Source organism: Nitratidesulfovibrio termitidis HI1 (assembly GCF_000504305.1).
GTDB classification, from domain to species: domain Bacteria; phylum Desulfobacterota; class Desulfovibrionia; order Desulfovibrionales; family Desulfovibrionaceae; genus Cupidesulfovibrio; species Cupidesulfovibrio termitidis.
Genome location: NZ_KI632512.1, coordinates 192616 through 211064 on the forward strand (window position 1 = coordinate 192616; position 18449 = coordinate 211064).

An 18449-nucleotide genomic window follows, 5' to 3' on the forward strand; every position below is an offset into this window, starting at 1 on the left:
ACGGATGGTGATTGCGGGGCAGGGGGCTAGCCCGGCGCGGCGGGATTCGTCCAGGTGAACCCCAGGCGGACCATCAGCGCCGCGCAGTCGTCGGCCACCACATGCGCCCCGGCTTCGTGCAGGGCACGGGCCGGGCTTTCGCCGCTGGCCACCCCGGCGGTCAGGGTGCCCGCGCGGTGACCGGTCAGGATGTCCATGGGGTGGTCGCCCACCATCAACGCCTCGCCGGGGGCACGGCCCAGCATGCCCAGCGCACGCAACAGATGGTCCGGGTCGGGCTTTACGCTGGGCACGTCGTCGCGGGTAAGCAGGCAGGGGCACAGGGCGTCCACGTCGGGAAACACGGCCCGCACCGCCTCCGGGCAGTTGCGGGTGACGATGCCCACGGGCACGTCCAGTGCGGCAAGACCCGCCAGCATGGGCCGCGTGAACGGGAACAGGCTGCCTCGCGCGGCGGCCTCCACTTCCACCCGGCGGATGGCGGCATGGGCATCGGCATGCAGGGCGGCGGCGTCGGCACTGCGGCCATGCTGTTCCAGCAGGTCCGCCACGTGGGCGATCCACTCCATCACCGGCAGGTCGGCGCGGTGTGGCGGTTCCTGATGGCTGGTCAGATGTACCCGCATGGCCTCTGCCACGGCACGGCGCATCACGCCGAAGTCCAGCGTGGGCGCGGCAAGGGTGCCGTCGAAGTCGAAGACCACGGCGCGTACGGACACCCCGGCGCAATGCAGCGTGCGTCCGGGCATCACTGGAACGGGGCCAGCCCCGGCACGTTCAATTGGGGCTGGGGTTGGGAAGGGGCGGGCCATGCGTCGTTGGTCGGCACCACCAGCGTTGCCGGATGAAAGCTGGACCAGGCGAACCACATGGCGTTGACGGGGATCAGTTCGTTCAGCACGGCGCCCTTCATGGGACCAGCCTCGGCCTTGCCGTCGATGGACCATTCGCTGCCGCTTTCGGTGTCCACAAGACGGTTGGGGCTGCCCTTCTTGAGCGCGAAGGTGGCGGGTTTGCCCCATACCGTGCGGTCGTACACCCGGATCACGTCCAGCCGCCGGTCCACCACGGCCAGCAGCGGCATGGGCCCTTGGTCGATGTTGGCCACGCCGTCCTTATGCACCGTAGCGGTGTCGATGGCCAGTTGTTGGCCCTGCACGTCCAGCCCGAGGATGCGTGTCTTGGGTTTCATGCGCCTGTCCAGCCTGGGCACGGCGTACATGATGCGGTCGTCGTCGTAGTAGGTGCCGGGCAGCAGGTAGGAACCGTACGGGTCCTTGCCGTACGAACGGCGGATGCCGCTGGGGGTGGCCAGCACCTTGGCGTCGGGCATGGCGTCGCGCGCCACGCCCCAGGTGGTCCACCAGGCGGGAATGCGTTGCAGCACCTTGCCGCGCAGGGGGCCGTCAATGGCAATGCCCAGCAGTTGCGACCACAGGCTGCCGGTGGCCCTGTCGAACAGCACGGTGTTGTTGTACAGCAGGCGGCCATCCACGCCGAAGGTGGTCATGAACCGGCCCGCCTGGCCCTTGTAGGCGGCCAGCACCCCGGTGAGCGGGCTGTAGCTGATGCAGTAGGTGGCGTCGCCCACCACCTCGTTGACCGCCTCGTGCCAGACCATGATGCGCTGGGGATAGATGCGCGGGCCATCGGGCAGGCGCACCACGAAGACCGGTTCCGGGTCTTCCAGGCTGAGGGCGGCGCTGATGGTGGAGGTGTATTCCGGGCGGTACAGGGCAGGAATGGCGTCGGGCTTGATCTTGGTTTCCAGCAGGCTGGCGGTCAGTTGCTTCAGGTCGTCGTCGTTGCGGGGGCCCGCAAGGGCGGAGACCGCCGCCGACAGGAACAGCACGGCGGCAAGGCAGGCCAGCGAAAGTCCCGCAAGCGGGCGCAGTCGGGGATTGTGCGCAACACGACCGTGCGGCGTGTGGCCGGGGCGTGCGGGGATGTGCCGTGCCCGCACGGAGCAGTGGAGCGGGAATGTTGCGCCGTGTGGTTGCATCCGTTGCCGCATGTGTTAGGTTCTCCTTGGCTGACGGCATGTTGCGGGGGCAATGCGTCCCCTGCCCGTCATGCTGTCATGCGTGCCGTGCGCAGCGTGCGCGCCGGAAGCGGGTGCATCGGAAGCAGGTACCCATGACCGATGCCCAGCATCTGGACAAGAATAGAGAAAACGGCGGCATGGGGCAAGGATGCCCGCAACCGCCACGGCTCCGTTTTCCGGACGCCATCTCAGGAGGAACCATGGGCGAAACACCCATCTGCAACGTGCTGGTCTGCGGCGGGGCGGGCTACATCGGCTCGCACATGGTGCGGGCGCTGGTGGCGCGCGGCTGCACGCCCGTGATTTTCGACAATCTTTCCACCGGCCATGCCGATGCCGTGGATGCCGCCGCCCCCGACTGCGACCTGGTGCGCGGCGACCTGCTGGATCGCCAGGCCCTGCGCCGACTGTTCGCCGAGCACTGCTTTGACGCGGTAATGCACTTTTCCGCCCGCAGCCTGGTGGGCGAGTCGGTGCGCGAACCCGCACTGTACTACGCCAACAACGTCACCGGCACCCTGAACCTGCTGGACGCCATGCGCGAGGCAGGCGTGCTGCGGCTGGTGTTCTCGTCCACGGCGGCGGTGTACGGCAACCCGGTTACCGAACGCATCGCCGAGACGCATCCGCTGGCCCCGGTGAACCCCTACGGCGCGTCCAAGCTGATGGTGGAACGCATGCTGGCGGACCACGCCACGGCCTACGGGCTGCGTTCGGTGGCCCTGCGCTATTTCAACGCCGCCGGGGCGGACCGGGCGGGGGGCATAGGCGAATCGCATGCGCCGGAAACGCACCTTATTCCCAACATCCTGCGCGCGGTGCTGGGCACGGGGCCAGCGCTCACCGTGTTCGGCAGCGACTACGACACCCCGGACGGCACCTGCGTGCGCGACTACATCCACGTCAACGACCTGTGCGAGGCGCATCTGGCCGCGCTGGACAGGCTGCTGGCCGCACCCGTGGGCACGGCGGCCCTGAAGGACGAGGTGGCGGCAGAACCAGGCGGGAAGGGCGCCCTGCACTACAACCTGGGCAACGGGCTGGGGTTCACCGTGCGGCAGGTCATCGACGCGGCGGCGCGGGTGACCGGGCGCGAGGTGCCCTTTACCGTGGGGCCGCGCCGCGATGGCGACCCGGCCCGGCTGGTGGCCGACAGCACGCTGGCGGGCAGGGAACTGGGCTGGACCCCGAAGGTTACGGATATCCGCGAGATCATCGAGACCGCCTGGGCCTGGCACAGCGACCAGAAGTACTGAGCGGGAAGGGACTGGACAGAGCAGAAAATATCCGGGGGGAAGGGGGCTTTGCGCTCTGCGGTCGCCATCCGTAAGGTTCGCAAGCTCACCTAACGGCTGCCGCAAAAGGTGGTTCCTCCCTCCCCCGGTTCTGTTTCTATGCCATATCGTCCAGGATGATCTTCGCTGCGGCGTCCGCCGCTCCGGGTGGCCCGCAGCGGCGGCGCAGGTCGGCCAGGTCGGCGCGCACGCGGTCCAGTTCGCCGGGCGTGCCCAGCCAGCGCAGGGCATGATGGGCCAGCACCGCGCCGTCGGCGTTTTCCTGCAACAGTTCGGGAAACACCTCGCGGTTCAGCACAAGGTTGGGCAGGCTGACCCATTTGACCTTCACCAGCCGCTTGCCCAGCCAGTACGAGAACGGCGACACGCGATAGGCCACCAGCGTGGGCACGCCCAGCAGGGCCGTTTCCAGCGTGGCCGTGCCGGATGCGGCCAGCAGCAACTGGCAGGTGCGCAGGGTGGCGTAGCGGTCGTCCGGCGATTCGACGGTCAGGGGGATGTCCGCGGGCCACAGGGCGCGCAGGGCGTCTTCGGTCACGTTGGGGGCGCGCACGCAGTGAAAGGACAGGCCGGGGCGGCTTTCCAGCAGCAGGCGGGCGGCCTTGCCGTATTCCGGCATCAGCGCCTCTGTCTCCTTGCGGCGGCTGCCGGGCATCAGGCCGATGCGCCCCGGCACGGGAGCGATGGCGTCCAGCCGCTGCCAGTCCATCATGTCCAGCAGCGGGTTGCCCACGTAGTCCACGTCCATGCCGTGGCGGCGGTAGAATTCCACCTCGAAGGGCAGGATGCAGATCATCCGGCGGATGTGGCGGCGGATGAAGTTGACCCGCCCGGTGCGCCACGCCCATATCTTGGGGCTGATGTAGTAATGCACCGGAATGCCCAGCGCTTGGGCGGCCTTGGCGATGCGGAAGTTGAATTCCGGCGCGTCGATGAGCACCACCGCGTCGGGCCTGCGCGCGGCCAGCTCCGCCTTGATGCGGCGCAGCATGCCGAGGATGCGCGGCAGGTAGCCCAGCACCTCGGTAATGCCCATGACGGACAGGTCTTCCACCCGCAGCAGGGCGTCCTGTCCGGCCTCGCGCAGGTGCGGCCCGCCCATGCCGATGCAGCACAGCGACGGGTCGCGGCGGCGCAGGGCTTCCAGCAGGCGTCCGCCGTGCATGTCGCCGGAGAGTTCACCGGCGTTGATCCACACGGTGCGCGGCGGGGTGGTGGGCGTCGTGGTGTTCGTCACCGTGGTGCCCGTTTCGGGGGTGCCCGTCGCGGGAGTGCCGGATGCGGCAGCGTCGGCCTGTTGCGTGGTCGGCTGGGGGGTGTCCGTCATGCCCTGCCGCCTACACGCCCATGCTCGCCGTGGTGACCGGCGACGGCGTGGGCCGCAGCCGGTCGTACAGCCGGATGAGCAGCATCACCACCACCATGGAGAAGATCAGCCGCGCCCACAGCGTGCCGCCAAGGTGCGCCCCGATAAGGGTCATCAGCAGGGTGTCCTCGATGAGCGCGTGCGACAGGCCCATCAGCGACAGCGAACTGAACACGTCGCGCGGGGGCACCTTGCCGCCCTGCACCTCGTGCACGATAAGCCCGCCGCCGTAGGCGATGCCAAGGCTGAGGCCCACGATGGTGATGGTGGCGGCGTTGTCGCCGATGCCCATCAGCCGCAGCACCGGGCGCAGGCAGGCGTTGAGCAGTTTGGTGATGCCCACGGCGTCCAGCACGCGCATCAGGCCCATCAGCACCAGCACGATGCCGAACACGGAGAGAAGGTTGCGCGCTTCGTTCAGGGCCCAGGCGGCCAGGGTGGCCGGGGCCTCGCGCGGGGCCCACAGCATGGTGGCGGGCTCGGAAAGGTAGCCGGTGGCGTCGAAGAAGGCGCGCATCAGCATGCCGCACAGCAGCGCCCCGCCAAAACGCAGCGCGATCTGGGTGGTCATGTTCAGGCCGCACTGCTGGGCAATGCGCCCTTCCACCAGCACGTTGTGGGCGATGAGGGTCATGGTGGCAAAGGTGGTCACCTGGGCCACGCTCAGCTGTTCCATGCCCGGCAGCAGCCCGGCGTACACGAACAGGCCGCTGTAGATGTTCACCAGCATGCTGGTGGCCCACGACAGGCCGAGGTCCGCGGGCAGGCCCACAAGACCCATGACGGGCGACAGCGGCAGGGCCAGGTAGCGCACCAGGTCCAGCTCGGTCAGCACCTTGACCACGATGATGATGGGCACCATCACCTTGACCAGCGTGAGCCAGACGTGGAAGGCATCCCTGGTGGTGCCACGCGCGGCGCGTGCGAGTGTGCGAAGGTTTTCGGCGGGCGGCATGTCGTTTCCCTTGGGATTTTCTGATCGTTGATGGCCGCTGGCCGAAGTGCGGTCTGCCCGCGCGACGTCAGGCGTCGTGCATGGCGGGCAGGCATTCCTTGTAGATATAGTCGCGCAGGGCCTGCGGCCACGGGCGCGGGGTGATGCCTGTCACCTGGGTGAAGCGGGCGGTGTCCAGCACCGAAAAGGGCGGGCGCTGGGCCTTTTGCGGGTAATCGCGCGATGGTATCGCGTGCACCTTGCAGGGCAGCCCGGCCAGGTTCACGGCTTCGGACGCCAGTTCGCACCAACTGGCCTGCCCGGCGTTGGCCACGTGGAAGATGCCGGTGGCCCGCAGTTCGGCCAGCTTCACGCTGCCCGCCGCCAGGTCCAGGGTGTAGGTGGGCGAGCCGATCTGGTCGTGCACCACGCGGGCCTCGCCCTTGTCGTGGCAGATGTCCAGGATGACCTTGACGAAATTGCGACGGCCCGGCCCGAACAGCCAGGATGTGCGCACCACGCAGGCGTTGTCCGGGCACTGTTGCAGCACGGCCTGTTCACCGGCCAGCTTGCTTGCGCCGTAGACGGACGCCGGGTCCGGCGTGTCTTCCGGCGTGTAGGGCGCGCCCTTCTTGCCGCTGAACACGAAATCGGTGCTGAAGTGCACAAGGTGCATGGACGTGCCGCGCACCATGCGCGCGAGGCAGGTGGGCAGTTGCCGGTTGAGGCGGGTGGCTTCTTCCTCGCGCTCTTCGGCCAGGTCCACCTGGGTCCAGGCCACGGTGTTGAAGATCACGGTGGGTTCTGCGCGTTCGATGAACGAGGCCAGCGCCCCGGAATCGAGCACGTTCACGTCGTCGCGCCCGGTGGGCAGGGCGTCCCAGCCCGATTCGCGTAGCGTGCGCACCAGGGCCTGGCCGAGCAGCCCGCTCCTGCCGCCGAGCACCAGCGCCTTGGGGCGCGGGCTCACAGTCGTTCTCCGTACCAGCGTTGCATGAATTCCCTGTACGCCCCCGAGGCCACGCTTTCAAGCCATGCCGCGTTATCCCGGTACCAGGCCACGGTTTCGGCCAGGCCCCGCTCGAAGTCGTATTCCGGCGCATAGCCAAGCTCTTGCGCCGCCAGCGAAAAATCCATGGCGTAGCGGCGGTCGTGGCCGGGACGGTCGGTAACGTGGCGGATCAGGCTTTCCGGCTTGCCCACCAGGCGCAGGATGGCGCGCACCACCTCTATGTTGGGGCGTTCCGCCGCGCCGCCGAAGTTGTAGACCGCGCTGGGGCGGCCCTTTTCCAGGGCCAGCAGCACCCCCCGGCAGTGGTCGCCCACGTGAATCCAGTCGCGCACGTTCATGCCGTCGCCGTAGACGGGCAGTGTCTCGTCGCGCCCGGCCCGGCCGATCATCAGCGGGATGAGCTTTTCGGGGAACTGGTAGGGGCCGTAGTTGTTGGAGCAGCGGGTGATGACCACCGGATAGCCGTAGGTCTCGAACCAGGCGCGGGCCATCAGGTCGCCCGACGCCTTGGAGGCGGAGTAGGGGCTGTTGGGGGCCAGCGGGGTGGATTCGGTGAAGCGGCCCTCCGGGCCCAGGGTGCCGTATACTTCGTCGGTGGAAACATGGACGAAGCGGGCCACGCCAGCCGCGCGCGCGGCGGTGAGCAGGGTTTGCGTGCCCAGCACGTTGGTGACCACGAAGGGCGCGGGGTCGTCGATGGAACGGTCCACGTGGGTTTCTGCCGCAAAGTTGACCACCGCGTCGATGCGGTGCTGCGTAAGGATGCGGCGCACCGCGTCCGCGTCTGCGATGTCGGCGTGTTCGAAGAAATAGCGGGCGCCGCCGTGGGTCTTCTCCACGTCGGCGAGATTCAGCGGGTTGCCCGCATAGGTCAGCTTGTCGAGGTTGACCACCGTGATGTCGGGACGGCGATCTATGATGAGACGGACGAAGTTGGTGCCGATGAAGCCGCAACCGCCCGTTACGAGTAAGCGCATCGTGTCTCCGTGAAGGTGACGGGTGTGCAAGGAGCTGCCTCTAATTTGTCTTTTCGCCCGTTGGCATCCGACCCGAAGGGCGCGAAGCGTGCCCGTTAGGCGAGCTTGCGAGCTTTACGGGCATCGTGCGCAGAGCGGTCAAGCTTCACCTGCCATAGCTCTGCTGTCCTTATCCGTAAGGTTCGCAAGCTCACCTAACGGCTAAGGCTCGGTCGAATACGAGAAGAGTATACTCCCTCATGGCAGGCTCGTTTTCCTTGCCAACGAACGAAAATCCTAATTTAGAGACAGCCCCTAGGAATGAAAACCGGGAGGCAAGGCCCGGCGAGGCCCGGTGCCCATGCTCGGGCCAGGCTCTGCAAGGCCCGGATGGTACAGGCAGCGGCGGGGCAAGGTCAATATGGCGCGGTGGGCGGGGGTGGCGCATGGAGTGCGGCGCATCGTGCAGAAATAACTTGCAATATCACATTGTCGCAGGTAGCGTGCATCATGGTGCTTCACGTCGCTGCGCCGCCGGGCGTGGCGGCGTGGAGCTGAGAGCGCCTGGGCGCTCCGCACGCGGAACATCCGCGCCGCCTGACGCACGCGCATTTCGCATACGGTTCTTACGGCACCCGCAAATGAAAAAAGGCATCCTTCTCGCCGCATTCGGCTCCGGCACCCCGCAGGGGCAGTCCACCCTTCGTCTGTTCGACGAACGGGTGCGCGCGCTGTTTCCCGACGTGCCGGTGCGCTGGGCGTTCACCTCGGTTGTCATGCGCAACCGGCTGGCAGCCGCGCGCAAGAAGACCGATTCCGTGCAGAAGGCCCTGCGCAAGATGTGGTTCGAAAAGTACACCCATGTCGCCGTGCAGTCGCTGCATTCCATCCCCGGCGCGGAGTATGCCGACCTGCTGGCCGACGTGGAGGGTATGCGCGCGACGGAAGGCAGGCAGGAAGGCTTCGTGCGGGCCAGCGTGGGCGCTCCCCTGCTGGATTCCGACGAGGACATCCGCCGCGCCACCGCCGCGCTGCTGACCCATCTGCCGCCGGAGCGCGCCCCCGGCGAGGCCTGCGTGTTCATGGGGCACGGCACCTGGCACGAGGGCGAATCGCGCTACGGGGTGCTGTCCGCCCAGGTGCGCCAGCGCGACCCGTTGGTGCACATTGGCACCATGGACGGCGATTGCACCATCGACGACATCCTGCCCCGCCTCGTGGAGGCCGGGGTGCGCCGGGTGTGGCTGCTGCCGCTGCTTTCCGTGGTGGGGCGGCATGCCATGCTGGACATGGCCGGTGACGCGCCGGATTCGTGGCGGTCGCGCATCGTGGCGGCGGGCATGGACTGCGTGCCCGTGCTGCGCGGCACGGCGGAATATGGCGGCTTCGTCGACATCTGGCTGGACCATCTGGGCGTGGCCTTGGGTGCGCTGGACGCGGAAGGGGGCGCTGATGTGGATGAGGGCGGGGTGTCGACCCGATAGAGCCTGACGCCGCAAATTTTCCATCGCCTGACAGCACAGCGTTATCTGCCGCGCCAGATTCTCCTGACACGCGGGACAACCCGAGGGCCGAGCGGGCCGACGTGCCCGTCGCCCGATTTCCTGTCCCCGCATTCTCGCGGGCAGCTTCCCCTTCAACCCGTTCCTGCTCCCCGTTCCCCGTCCCGCTCCCCCGCCCGCGCTGGCGTTCGGAGGCGAAATCGGCTACAACGCCACGGAACGACACCATTTTGCAGAACTCCGGAGTATTCATGATGTTCCGTTGTCCCAGCCGCCGCACGCGCGGCCACGGGGCGGCTCCGTCCCCCCGCCATACAGCGTCCCACGGGATGCTTTCCTGCCTTGCGTCCGGCGTGTCTGGCGTGTTTGGCGCGTCTGGGTCGCCGTGGCGACTCTTGTGCGGCCTTGCCGTCGCGCTCGCCGTGCTGTGCCAGGCCGTGCCGGGCCATGCCCGCCGTGCCGAAGCCGTATGGGGTGAAGGGCAGGCCTCCAAGACCCGCGCCCAGGCCCAGGGCGAGGCCTTTACTTCTGCCGTCACCGACGAGGCCCTGGACATCCTGCGCGCGCCCCTTTCCGAGGCGCGCCGCGCCGCGCTGCGCGAGTACCTGTCCACCGTCACCGGCGAGGTGGTGCGCGGCTACAGCGAACTGGGCATGACCCAGGTGCAGGGCGGCACCCGACTTGCCGTGGATGTGGACGTGAACCGCGACATGCTCAAGGAACGCCTGCGCCAGATCGGCGCCTACTATACCGCCGAAGAGCCCGTGCCCATGGTGTTGCAGCTTTCCGGCGCTTCGCCGGAGGTGGCGGAGCGGGTGAGCAGGCTGCAACTGTTGTACGGGGTGGAGCAGCGCGCCGGGGCCCCGGTACGTATCGCCCTGCGGCCGCAGAACCCGCAGAGCAAGGGCTGGTACGGCACGCTGGACGCGCCCGAGGGGTCCACATCCGCGGATGGGGCCAGCGCGGACGACGTGTGGCGCGGGTTGTGGGCGTGGTATTTCTCGCACCGTCAGGTGGCCGGGGCGGCGGCGGGCCAGCAGGCCGTGCTGCGGGTTTCCGGCTGGCTCACCGCCGACAGCGTGGAATCCTTCGACCGTGCCCTGCGCGACTGGGACCGCGCCCTGCAGAGCGCGCAGTTGCAGGACGTGACCATGCGGCCCGGCGGGCTGGTGGCCACGTGGAAGCTGGTGCTGGTGAACCGGGTGGAACTGGACCGGCGTCTGGACGAGTATCTTGCGCCGCGCAAGCTGACGCGCGAGGTGCTTCCGTAACGCGGAAACAAGGAAACCCGGCGGGCATGCCGCGCCGGGTTTCGAAAAATGTCGGTCGGGCGCGTGGCCCGGTTATGCCTGCTTGTCGTCCTTGTCGATCTTGCCGTTCTTCTTGCCCGGAGTGATGTCGATTTCATCGGGCTCGCTGGTGGCCCGCTTGAAGTTCCGGATGGCACGCCCGAGCCCGCCGCCGATTTCGGGCAGCTTGTTGGCCCCGAACACCAGCAGGACCAGAACGAGAACGACCAACAATTCCTGAATGCCGATACCGAACATATGCATGCCTCCGTTAGTGGTGTCATGCATATACACATCGGGTACACCCCGGTCAAGGCGCGCAACGCCGGGGGATGGCCTGTGTTCCAAGGTGGTTGCGCACACTTCAATGAATGGAGCGATACATGCGACGCATCGTTGTCATAGGTTCCGGTGTGGGGGCGGGCAAGCTTGCCGCGCGCGTCAAGCGGCTGCTGCCGGGGTGCGAGGTGAACATGATCATGCCCGAGGCGGGAGCCGAAGGCAGCGGTCCGTTTTCCGCGTGCATTGCGGGGCGGCGCGCCTCGCGCGTGCTGCTGGCCGCCCGTGAGGTGGGCGTGCTGGATGCCTCCGAACTTTCCGTGGACCTCGACGCCAATACCGTCATCACCGGCTCCAGCCGGGGCAGGCTGGCCGTGCGCTACGATCAGCTGGCCATGGAAATCGACGCCACCCCGCGCATTCCCCGCGCCCTGCGCGGCGCGCCCAACGTGTTCGCCTGGCCCTGCGCCGACGCCACGGGCCTTGATGCCCTGCTGGCAGAGCGCGTGGCTGCCGGTGCCTGCCGGGCCGTGGTGGTGGGGCAGGGGGCCGAGGCGCTGGAAGCCCTGCGCCTTGCCCGCGCCGCCGGGGCCACCCCGGTGTGGGTGCGCACCCGCGCCGCAGTTGGCGACGCCGCCAACGCAGTGGATGCCGACATGTGGCGCCACGCGGCGCGCATGGCCCGCCGCAACGGCGTGGAAACGGTGAACTGGACCGGCGTGGCCATGGAACGCATGGGCGCGCTGCCCGCCGAAGGCGGCGGTTTTGCCGGGCTGGTGGCCGTTGCCCCCGAACGTGCAGAAGGGGCAGGCGGTTCCGAACTGCGCGTGGAAGGCGACCTGTTCATCTGGACCGCCCCCATGGTGGTGCAGAATCCTGCCCTGACCCTGGACGGCATCAGCCTTGACGACACCGGGCGCATCGACGTGGACGGCTGCCTGCGCACCGGCGCGCCCGGCGTGTACGTGTTCGGCACCGGCGTCGGCGTCGAGCGCATGGCCCCGGACGGCAGCGTGGAGCAGGCCGCCGCCGTGCCTGCGGAGGTGCCGGGCCTTGTCCGCGCCCTGGCCGACCATCTGGCCTCCATCGACGGCAGCGGTGTCAGCGTGGCCCCCGCGCGGGGCGTGGCTGCCTGCCCCGCAGGTGAACTGGCGGCGGAACTGGCCCGGTCCGATGCTGCGGCCGTCGCGGGCGTGGCCGATGATCAGGCTGCCGATCTGGCTGCCGATCTGGCCATGGCGCTGGGCGACTGCCCCTGCCGCCTGCCCGCCCTGGGCGCCGTGCACGGCGAAGGCCCCGGCGTCACCGTGTCCGCCGTGGGGCTGGGCTCTGCCGCCTGCGTCCGGGCCGAGGTGGAAACCGAGTTTTCCGTGTACGCAACGCCCGCCGTGCAGGGTGGGGCTGGCCGGAACGCCTCTGGTGAAGAGGCGGACGATGCCGCCGCCTGGGGCGGTCTGCCCGCAGGGCATGCCGTGAAGTTGCTGGCCGCCAGGTCCGGCGGCGCGCTGCTGGGTGCGCAGGTGGTCGGGCGCGACGCCGAACTGTGCGCCGCCGTGGTGTCCGCCGCGTCGCTTGCGCTGCGCGCGGGCATGCGCGTGGCCGATCTTGCCCAGGCGGAACTGCCCGGCGGGGCCGGTGAACTGCTGCGCCGCGCCGCGGCCGTGCTGGCCAACAAGCTGGCGGGCCGCTACTTCGGCATCACCGCTGACGAATTCATCGCCTCGCGCGAGACCGGGGCGGAATTCTTCACCCTGGACCTGCGCAGCGCGCCAGACTGGCGTGCGGGCCACCTGCCCGACGCGTACAACATCCCGCACACCCAGTTGCGCAAGCGGTTGCAGGACGAAGTGCCGCGCTTCACGCCCATCGTGCTGGTGGCGGCAACCTCCGACGCGGCATGGAGCGTGGCGTGCATGCTGGGCGGCCTTGGGGCCACCGACCTCTACGTGCTGGACGGCGGCATGGCCTTCTGGCCCCACGCGCTGGAGACGGCATGACCTTTGAGAAAAACGGCAATAAGCCCGGCAAGGGTGGATGTCCACCCGCCGGGCCGTTGGCTTCCGGCAGGCCGGATGCCAGCGGCTCCCCCGCCACCGGCGGGCGGGGTCGCCTCATGCGCCTGCCCGGCATCAACTGCCGCTTTCACGAGGCCGGGCACTGCGCCGTGGACGAAACCATGAACCCCGGCCTGAACGAGGACTGGCGCTGCGGCGAGGAACAGCGCATCGTCCGCGCCTACGACCATTTCCTCGAACAGGCGGAAACCTTCGACCTGTCTTCGGAGCAGGCCACGGCGCTGTGGGAGCGCCGTCTGGCCACCATTCCGCCGCCCGGCGGACTGTGCGCCGACTACACGCCGCCCGCCCGCTGCCCGTCCTGTACGGGCGACGGTTGCGGCGGCGAGACGGACTGGCTGGATTGCACCCACTTCCGCGAGGGGGTGTGCGTGTTGCTGCTGCCCCGTTGCGACGGCATCTGCGAACGGTTCCAGGGGGCGTGAACGGTCGTGGCGCACGACGCCCCGTTCACGCGGTTTCAGAGACTTCAAGCCCTTACCGATGGTGACCATGCACAACGCTTCCGAACATCCCGTGCTCTACATTCCGCTGCTGCACCGTGAGCTGGCCCCCGCCTGTCTGCCCGAAGGCGTGGAGTTCCTGTCCGCCGGCCTGCCCGCCGCTCCTTCCGTGGCTGGCGGCGCATCGCAAGCCCCTGCAACCCCTTCCGCCGCTGCCCCGTGGCGGTCGCCCCTGTTGCCCCTGTCCGAGGCGGAGGCGCGCGCCTGCCTGGCCGAACTGCTGGACTTCGGCATGAACGTGGGTTCCGGCCCGCACGGCGACCTGGCCGCCATGGTGGCCGCGCTGGAAAGCGCGCAGGACGAGGCCCCCTTCTCTCTGGGCCGCTCCGAGTTGGCCGCGCTGGAAAGCTTTGCCGCCGAAGGTGCCGTGGCCGGTTCTCCTGCCGGTTCCCCCGCGAGCGACCCTGCTCAGGCTGACCGCAACCGGCGCATCGCCGCGCAGAAGACCCTGATCCTGGCCTGGCATCTGGAAGAGCGCGTGCGCGAACTGGATGCCCTGAAGGAAAAGTTTTCGCGCAGCCGCGAAAGCCTGGCCGACATCCTGGGCGTGGAAACGGATGAGGAACTGCGCGAAATGCCCGCACTCGATCCGTATTCCGCCATGCTGCCCGGCAGCGGCGCGGACATCATCGGCCCTTCGTGGCGGGTCATCGTGGAGAACATGGCACCCTTCCTGCCCGATGGCGCGGTGCTGTTCACCTGCGATGCCGGGATTTCCGCCACCCTGCGCGACGGCGGGGCCGCCTTCGCCCCCGTCACCGCCGAACAGGCCGCCCGCCTGTGCCCCGCCTGGGGCGACAAGGTGGCCAAACTGGTGGTGCACGCCCGTCTGCCCCTGTGGCAGGTGGCGGGGCGCCCCGGCCCCGACGCCGCGCGCCCGTGGCTGGACCGCGTGTTCGACGTGGTCTGTTGCGGCAAGTGTGCCCGGTAGGGAAACCGTTTTTGTACGCCTCCGGCGGGCAGGACGGCAGCTGTTATGCGAGCGCAACGCGCGAGCATTACAGATGGCGATAGCAGAGCTGGCTACGGCGCGTTGCGATCGCCATCCGTAATGCTCGAAGACTCGCATAACGGCTGCCGTCCCCTGCACCCCCTTTTTCTCATGTCCGCAATACGGAGGGGCACGGCCATCGTCGTTGCCCCCGATGCAGGGCATGACCGGTCTTCGTGGTCATCCTGTCCTCCGGGATGTGAAAACCGGCCAGCCTTTCCTTCGGAGTCATCGTGTATCCAACGGTTCATCGCCTTCAGCAGCTGTTTCCCAGGGGCCTCAAGGGCATCATCTTCGATTGCGACGGCGTGCTGTTCGACTCGCGCGCGTCCAACATCCAGTACTACAACCTCATCCTTGGCGCGCTGGGCCAGCCGCCCATGTCGCGCGCGGACGAGGACTACACCCACATGGCCTCGGTGGGGCAGTCGCTGGCGCGCATCGTGCCGCCCGCGCTCATGTCGAAACTGCCCGAGGCGCGCAAGCGCATCGTCTACCGGCGCGACATCCTGCCCCTGCTGGAGCCGGAACCGGGCCTGATGGCTCTGTTGCGCTGGCTGCGCGATGCGGGCCTGCGCCGGGGCATCTGCACCAACCGCACCACCACCATGGAATACGTGCTCGACCACTTCGGCATGACCGAGCTGTTCTTTCCGGTCATGACGGCGTCGCGCGTGCGGGCCAAACCCCACCCGGAGGGCATCTGCGCCACCCTGGACGCCTGGGGCCTTGCCCGCGACGAGGTGGCCTTCATGGGCGACACCATCGCCGACGAGGAAACCGCCCGCATGGCCGGGGTGTGCTTTTGGGCCTATCGCAGCCCGTCGCTGACCGCGCGCCTGCATCTGGACGACTTCTGGACGCTGCGCCGGGTGCTGGCGGAGTATGTCAGGCAAGAGCGGGGGCAAGAGCGTGGGCAGGGTTGCGCGTGGATGAACGGCGGAAACGCCGCGTCCGGCTGCTTCCGCCGCTAGGGCGCAACCGGTGGCATCCGGCTGGCGGCGTCATGCGCCCGGTGCAGGAGTAACCACTTTTTGCTTGATTCTTGTGGCGGGTAAGTGGAAGTATCGGTGTTACGGTCGCCCCTCAATTCCGGGGTGCGCTTAACCGGAGGATTCATGTTCGTTTTCTCGAATCTCATTTTCGGCGTGGCGCGCGTGCTGGATGCCGTGCTGAACCTGTATTTCTGGATCGTCATTGTTTCGGCGGTCCTCTCGTGGGTCAATCCGGATCCCTACAATCCCATCGTGCGCATTCTGCGCAACCTGACGGAGCCGGTGTTCTACCGGGTCCGCAAGTGGATTCCGTTCACCTACCTGGGGGGGCTGGACCTGTCCCCGGTGGTGGTGTTGCTGGCCATCCAGTTCATCAGCGCCGTGCTTGTCCAGTCGTTGTACCAGTTCGCCGTCACCATGCGATAGGGGCGTCACATGTCCGTGAGCCGCATAGATCTGCTGAACCACAGCTTTTCCAAGTCCCTGCGAGGCTACACCACCGAAGAGGTGGACAGGATGATGCAGGAGGCTGCGGATGCCATTGGCCGCCTGAGCGAGGAAAAGGCCGCGCTGGCCGGGCAGGTGGCGCGGCTTGAAGAACGCCTGGCAGAATTCAGGGAGCGGGAATCGACGTTGCGAGACACGTTGATGACCACCCAGAGGGTTACCGCCGACCTCAAGGCAAGTGCCCAGAGGGAGGCGCAGCTGATCATCGACGCTGCCCATTCCAAGGCGGAGAACCTCATCAATCAGGGGCAGCTCCGCCTTGCGCGCATTCAGGAGGACATAGCCGAGGCCCGCAAGGTCAAGGCGCAGTTCGAGATGAAGGTGCGCGCCGTGGTGCAGCAGCACCTGCGCATGCTGGACATGGCCCGCGAGGACGACGAGGAACTGGAGGCCGCCGCGGCGCGTATTGCCGGGCGGCAGAAGGGTGGCCAAGCCTGATCCCGTCCGCCCCGAATGGGCGGCCCCTGCCGGGGAAGGGCAATGGGCGGTGCTGGTGCGGGCGGTGCCCGGTGCGCGCAAAAGCGGGTGCGAGGGCACGGCGGACGGAAGGCTGAAGGTGCGCCTGGCCGCACCGGCCGTGGACAACAAGGCCAACAAGGCGCTGGAGGAATTCGTGGCCTCCGCGCTGGGAATGCGCCGCAACCGCGTGCGCCTGGTATCCGGCCACACGAGCCGGTTGAAGAAACTGATCGTCGAATCGGATGTGGAGCCCAGCTGGGGCCTGCTTGGCACGTGTGGGAAAGAACAACCCTCAACGCCATAGGAGTAAAGTTCCATGGAACCGAAAGACAACGCGCTCATCGAGAAGTACGCCGTCACGGACCCCGAACTGAAGGCGCTATGGGACGAGCATATTCTGTTCGAGAAACAGTTGGAGAAGATCGAATCCAAGTCGTTCCTGACCCCCGCTGAAGAAAAGCAGGCCAAGGAACTGAAGAAACAGAAACTCGACGGAAAGACCCGGCTCCACGCCATACTGGACCGGTACCGCGCCTTGGAGGGCTAGATGGAACTGAACGGGGCCCGGATTCTGCTGGAATGCCTCAAACGGGAAGGCGTGGACGTACTGTTCGGCTACCCCGGCGGGGCCGTCATAGATATTTATGACGAACTGCCCCGGCACGATATCCGGCACATATTGGTCCGGCACGAACAGGCGGCGGTGCACGCCGCCGACGGTTTTGCCCGCGCATCGGGCAAGGTGGGCGTCTGTCTGGTCACTTCCGGACCGGGCGCCACCAATACCGTGACCGGCATCGCCACGGCCTATGCCGACTCCATTCCCATGGTCGTGCTGACGGGGCAGGTACCCACCCCCCTCATCGGCAACGACGCCTTCCAGGAAGTGGACATCGTCGGCATCACCCGCCCGTGCACCAAGCACAACTATCTGGTGAAGGACGTGCGCGACCTTGCCCGCGTGCTGCGGCAGGCCTTTTATCTGGCCCGCTCCGGCAGGCCGGGTCCCGTTCTTGTCGATCTGCCCAAGGACGTCATGCAGGCGAAGACCGAATTCGCCTGGCCAGAGGACGTCAAGATGCGCAGCTACAATCCCACCTACCGGCCCAACCTGAACCAGTTGCGCCGCGCGGTGGAGGCCCTTATCGAGGCCAGGCGCCCGCTGTTCTTCGCGGGGGGCGGCGTGGTCATGTCCGACGCCAGCGAAGAGCTTGGCTGGCTGGCCCGCACCCTGAGCATTCCGGTAACCTCCACCCTGATGGGCCTTGGCGCCTTTCCGGGCGACGACCCGCTGTGGCTGGGCATGATCGGCATGCACGGCACCTACGCGGGCAACAAGGCCGTGAACAACGCCGACTGCATCGTGGCCGTGGGCGCGCGCTTCGACGACCGGGTGACCGGACGCCTTTCCGCGTTTGCCTCGGGCGCGCGCATCATCCACATCGACATCGACCCCACGTCCATCCGCAAGAACGTGCAGGTGGACATTCCCGTGGTGGGCGACTGCCGCAAGGCGCTGGCGGGCATCCGCGAGATAGCCACCACCCGCCTGGCCGAAAAGGACTGGGCAACGGCGCACGAGCCGTGGCTGACCCAGGTTACCACCTGGCGCACCGAACAGCCCCTGACCTACGTGCAGAATGGCTCCATCAAGCCGCAGCAGGTGGTGGAAACCATCTTCTCCATCACCCGGGGCGACGCCATCGTCACCACCGAGGTGGGCCAGAACCAGATGTGGACGGCCCAGTTCTTCACCTTCCGCAAGCCGCGCACGCTGCTTACCTCCGGCGGGCTCGGCACCATGGGCTACGGCTTTCCGGCCGCCATCGGCGCGCAGTTCGCCTTTCCGGACAAGCTGGTCATCGACATGGCGGGCGACGGTTCCATCCAGATGAACATCCAGGAACTGGCCACCGCCGTGTGCAACAAGCTGCCCATCAAGATCGTGATCCTGAACAACGGCTACCTCGGCATGGTACGCCAGTGGCAGGAACTGTTCTACCAGCGCAACTACTGCTCCACCTGCATGGAGGCGCAGCCCGACTTCGTGAAGCTGGCCGAGGCCTACGGGGCCGAAGGCTACCGCATTACCGAGCCGGGCGAGCTGGAATCCACGCTGCGCGCGGCCTTCGCCTCGCCTCACACCGCCGTCATCGACGTGCGGGTGGAACGCGAGGAGAACGTGTACCCCATGGTGCCCGCTGGCGCGGCCCTGGACGAAATGCTGCTGGTCTAGGGAGGG

The 18449-nt window shown here is 67.7% G+C and carries 19 protein-coding genes; 12 read left to right on the forward strand and 7 right to left on the reverse strand.

Features of this window, described 5'->3' with window-relative positions:
• Positions 1-26 precede the first annotated feature (26 nt).
• Both DESTE_RS00955 and DESTE_RS00960 read right to left on the reverse strand, forming a co-directional pair.
• Positions 27-749, reverse strand: coding sequence for an HAD family hydrolase (locus DESTE_RS00955; protein ID WP_051384250.1), 723 nt, complete (start codon positions 747-749; stop codon positions 27-29).
• Positions 749-2014 carry a DUF3179 domain-containing protein gene (locus DESTE_RS00960; RefSeq protein WP_035064051.1) on the reverse strand — a complete coding sequence of 422 codons (1266 nt, stop codon included), beginning with the start codon at positions 2012-2014 and terminating at the stop codon, positions 749-751. Before DESTE_RS00960 ends, DESTE_RS00955 begins: the two co-directional genes overlap by 1 nt.
• A gap of 230 nt (positions 2015-2244) precedes the next feature.
• Between DESTE_RS00960 and galE the strand changes: the two genes are divergently transcribed.
• Positions 2245-3300, forward strand: a complete 1056-nt coding sequence (galE, locus tag DESTE_RS00965; protein ID WP_035064054.1) for a UDP-glucose 4-epimerase GalE — start codon at positions 2245-2247, stop codon at positions 3298-3300.
• Positions 3301-3436: 136 nt separating this feature from the next.
• Here the strand turns inward: galE and lpxB are convergent, their stop codons facing one another.
• The 4 genes from lpxB to rfbB all read right to left on the reverse strand — a co-directional run bounded on the left by lpxB (position 3437) and on the right by rfbB (position 7628).
• On the reverse strand, positions 3437-4666 hold the full coding sequence (gene lpxB, locus DESTE_RS00970; protein WP_084559300.1) for a lipid-A-disaccharide synthase: 1230 nt from the start codon (positions 4664-4666) through the stop codon (positions 3437-3439).
• Between the two features lie 10 nt (positions 4667-4676).
• A complete protein-coding gene (locus DESTE_RS00975; RefSeq protein WP_035064056.1) occupies positions 4677-5660 on the reverse strand; it encodes a hypothetical protein in 984 nt (327 codons plus the stop codon).
• A 67-nt stretch (positions 5661-5727) separates the two neighbouring features.
• Positions 5728-6609 (reverse strand): dTDP-4-dehydrorhamnose reductase, encoded by an 882-nt coding sequence (rfbD, locus tag DESTE_RS00980; protein ID WP_035064058.1) that lies wholly within the window; start codon positions 6607-6609, stop codon positions 5728-5730.
• Positions 6606-7628, reverse strand: a complete 1023-nt coding sequence (rfbB, locus tag DESTE_RS00985; protein WP_035064060.1) for a dTDP-glucose 4,6-dehydratase — start codon at positions 7626-7628, stop codon at positions 6606-6608. Before rfbB ends, rfbD begins: the two co-directional genes overlap by 4 nt.
• A gap of 620 nt (positions 7629-8248) precedes the next feature.
• On the opposite strand from rfbB, the gene DESTE_RS00990 reads away from it, so the two are divergent.
• Together DESTE_RS00990 and DESTE_RS00995 are read left to right on the forward strand one after the other, a co-directional pair.
• Positions 8249-9091 carry a sirohydrochlorin cobaltochelatase gene (locus tag DESTE_RS00990; protein WP_035064063.1) on the forward strand — a complete coding sequence of 281 codons (843 nt, stop codon included), beginning with the start codon at positions 8249-8251 and terminating at the stop codon, positions 9089-9091.
• A 380-nt stretch (positions 9092-9471) separates the two neighbouring features.
• Positions 9472-10380: a hypothetical protein gene (locus tag DESTE_RS00995; RefSeq protein ID WP_245590678.1), complete on the forward strand. Its 909-nt coding sequence runs from the start codon at positions 9472-9474 to the stop codon at positions 10378-10380.
• 72 nt (positions 10381-10452) lie between these two features.
• Here the strand turns inward: DESTE_RS00995 and DESTE_RS01000 are convergent, their stop codons facing one another.
• Positions 10453-10656, reverse strand: a complete 204-nt coding sequence (locus tag DESTE_RS01000) for a twin-arginine translocase TatA/TatE family subunit (protein ID WP_035064065.1) — start codon at positions 10654-10656, stop codon at positions 10453-10455.
• A 125-nt stretch (positions 10657-10781) separates the two neighbouring features.
• Between DESTE_RS01000 and DESTE_RS01005 the strand changes: the two genes are divergently transcribed.
• The 9 genes from DESTE_RS01005 (at position 10782) to ilvB (ending at position 18443) form a co-directional block, all read left to right on the forward strand.
• Entirely contained in the window at positions 10782-12674 is a 1893-nt protein-coding gene (locus tag DESTE_RS01005) for an FAD-dependent oxidoreductase (protein WP_035064067.1), read from the forward strand.
• Complete coding sequence (locus tag DESTE_RS01010; protein ID WP_051384252.1) at positions 12671-13177, forward strand: hypothetical protein; 507 nt, start codon at positions 12671-12673, stop codon at positions 13175-13177. Before DESTE_RS01005 ends, DESTE_RS01010 begins: the two co-directional genes overlap by 4 nt.
• Before the next feature lie 67 nt (positions 13178-13244).
• Positions 13245-14186, forward strand: coding sequence for a hypothetical protein (locus DESTE_RS01015; RefSeq protein ID WP_245590679.1), 942 nt, complete (start codon positions 13245-13247; stop codon positions 14184-14186).
• A 293-nt stretch (positions 14187-14479) separates the two neighbouring features.
• Entirely contained in the window at positions 14480-15220 is a 741-nt protein-coding gene (locus tag DESTE_RS01020) for an HAD family hydrolase (RefSeq protein ID WP_035064069.1), read from the forward strand.
• A gap of 144 nt (positions 15221-15364) precedes the next feature.
• Positions 15365-15667, forward strand: a complete 303-nt coding sequence (locus DESTE_RS01025; protein ID WP_035064072.1) for a YggT family protein — start codon at positions 15365-15367, stop codon at positions 15665-15667.
• A 9-nt stretch (positions 15668-15676) separates the two neighbouring features.
• On the forward strand, positions 15677-16186 hold the full coding sequence (locus DESTE_RS01030) for a DivIVA domain-containing protein (protein ID WP_035064075.1): 510 nt from the start codon (positions 15677-15679) through the stop codon (positions 16184-16186).
• Positions 16173-16511: a DUF167 domain-containing protein gene (locus DESTE_RS01035; RefSeq protein ID WP_035064078.1), complete on the forward strand. Its 339-nt coding sequence runs from the start codon at positions 16173-16175 to the stop codon at positions 16509-16511. Before DESTE_RS01030 ends, DESTE_RS01035 begins: the two co-directional genes overlap by 14 nt.
• A 12-nt stretch (positions 16512-16523) precedes the next feature.
• A complete protein-coding gene (locus DESTE_RS01040; protein ID WP_035064080.1) occupies positions 16524-16754 on the forward strand; it encodes a hypothetical protein in 231 nt (76 codons plus the stop codon).
• The gene (ilvB, locus tag DESTE_RS01045) at positions 16755-18443 is read left to right on the forward strand and encodes a biosynthetic-type acetolactate synthase large subunit (RefSeq protein WP_035064082.1); all 1689 of its coding nucleotides are present in this window, start codon (positions 16755-16757) and stop codon (positions 18441-18443) included.
• The last annotated feature ends 6 nt before the right edge of the window (positions 18444-18449 follow it).

Bases quoted from the DNA above. Each gene is read 5' to 3' on its own strand.
- DESTE_RS00960 (WP_035064051.1), bottom strand. From the start codon at position 2,014: ATGCGGCAACGGATGCAACCACACGGCGCAACATTCCCGCTCCACTGC.
- lpxB (WP_084559300.1), bottom strand. From the start codon at position 4,666: ATGACGGACACCCCCCAGCCGACCACGCAACAGGCCGACGCTGCCGCA.
- DESTE_RS01040 (WP_035064080.1), top strand. From the start codon at position 16,524: ATGGAACCGAAAGACAACGCGCTCATCGAGAAGTACGCCGTCACGGAC.
- DESTE_RS01000 (WP_035064065.1), bottom strand. From the start codon at position 10,656: ATGTTCGGTATCGGCATTCAGGAATTGTTGGTCGTTCTCGTTCTGGTC.
- DESTE_RS01005 (WP_035064067.1), top strand. From the start codon at position 10,782: ATGCGACGCATCGTTGTCATAGGTTCCGGTGTGGGGGCGGGCAAGCTT.
- rfbB (WP_035064060.1), bottom strand. From the start codon at position 7,628: ATGCGCTTACTCGTAACGGGCGGTTGCGGCTTCATCGGCACCAACTTC.
- DESTE_RS00955 (WP_051384250.1), bottom strand. From the start codon at position 749: ATGCCCGGACGCACGCTGCATTGCGCCGGGGTGTCCGTACGCGCCGTG.
- DESTE_RS01015 (WP_245590679.1), top strand. From the start codon at position 13,245: ATGCACAACGCTTCCGAACATCCCGTGCTCTACATTCCGCTGCTGCAC.
- ilvB (WP_035064082.1), top strand. From the start codon at position 16,755: ATGGAACTGAACGGGGCCCGGATTCTGCTGGAATGCCTCAAACGGGAA.
- DESTE_RS00975 (WP_035064056.1), bottom strand. From the start codon at position 5,660: ATGCCGCCCGCCGAAAACCTTCGCACACTCGCACGCGCCGCGCGTGGC.
- DESTE_RS01025 (WP_035064072.1), top strand. From the start codon at position 15,365: ATGTTCGTTTTCTCGAATCTCATTTTCGGCGTGGCGCGCGTGCTGGAT.
- DESTE_RS00990 (WP_035064063.1), top strand. From the start codon at position 8,249: ATGAAAAAAGGCATCCTTCTCGCCGCATTCGGCTCCGGCACCCCGCAG.
- DESTE_RS01030 (WP_035064075.1), top strand. From the start codon at position 15,677: ATGTCCGTGAGCCGCATAGATCTGCTGAACCACAGCTTTTCCAAGTCC.
- galE (WP_035064054.1), top strand. From the start codon at position 2,245: ATGGGCGAAACACCCATCTGCAACGTGCTGGTCTGCGGCGGGGCGGGC.
- DESTE_RS01010 (WP_051384252.1), top strand. From the start codon at position 12,671: ATGACCTTTGAGAAAAACGGCAATAAGCCCGGCAAGGGTGGATGTCCA.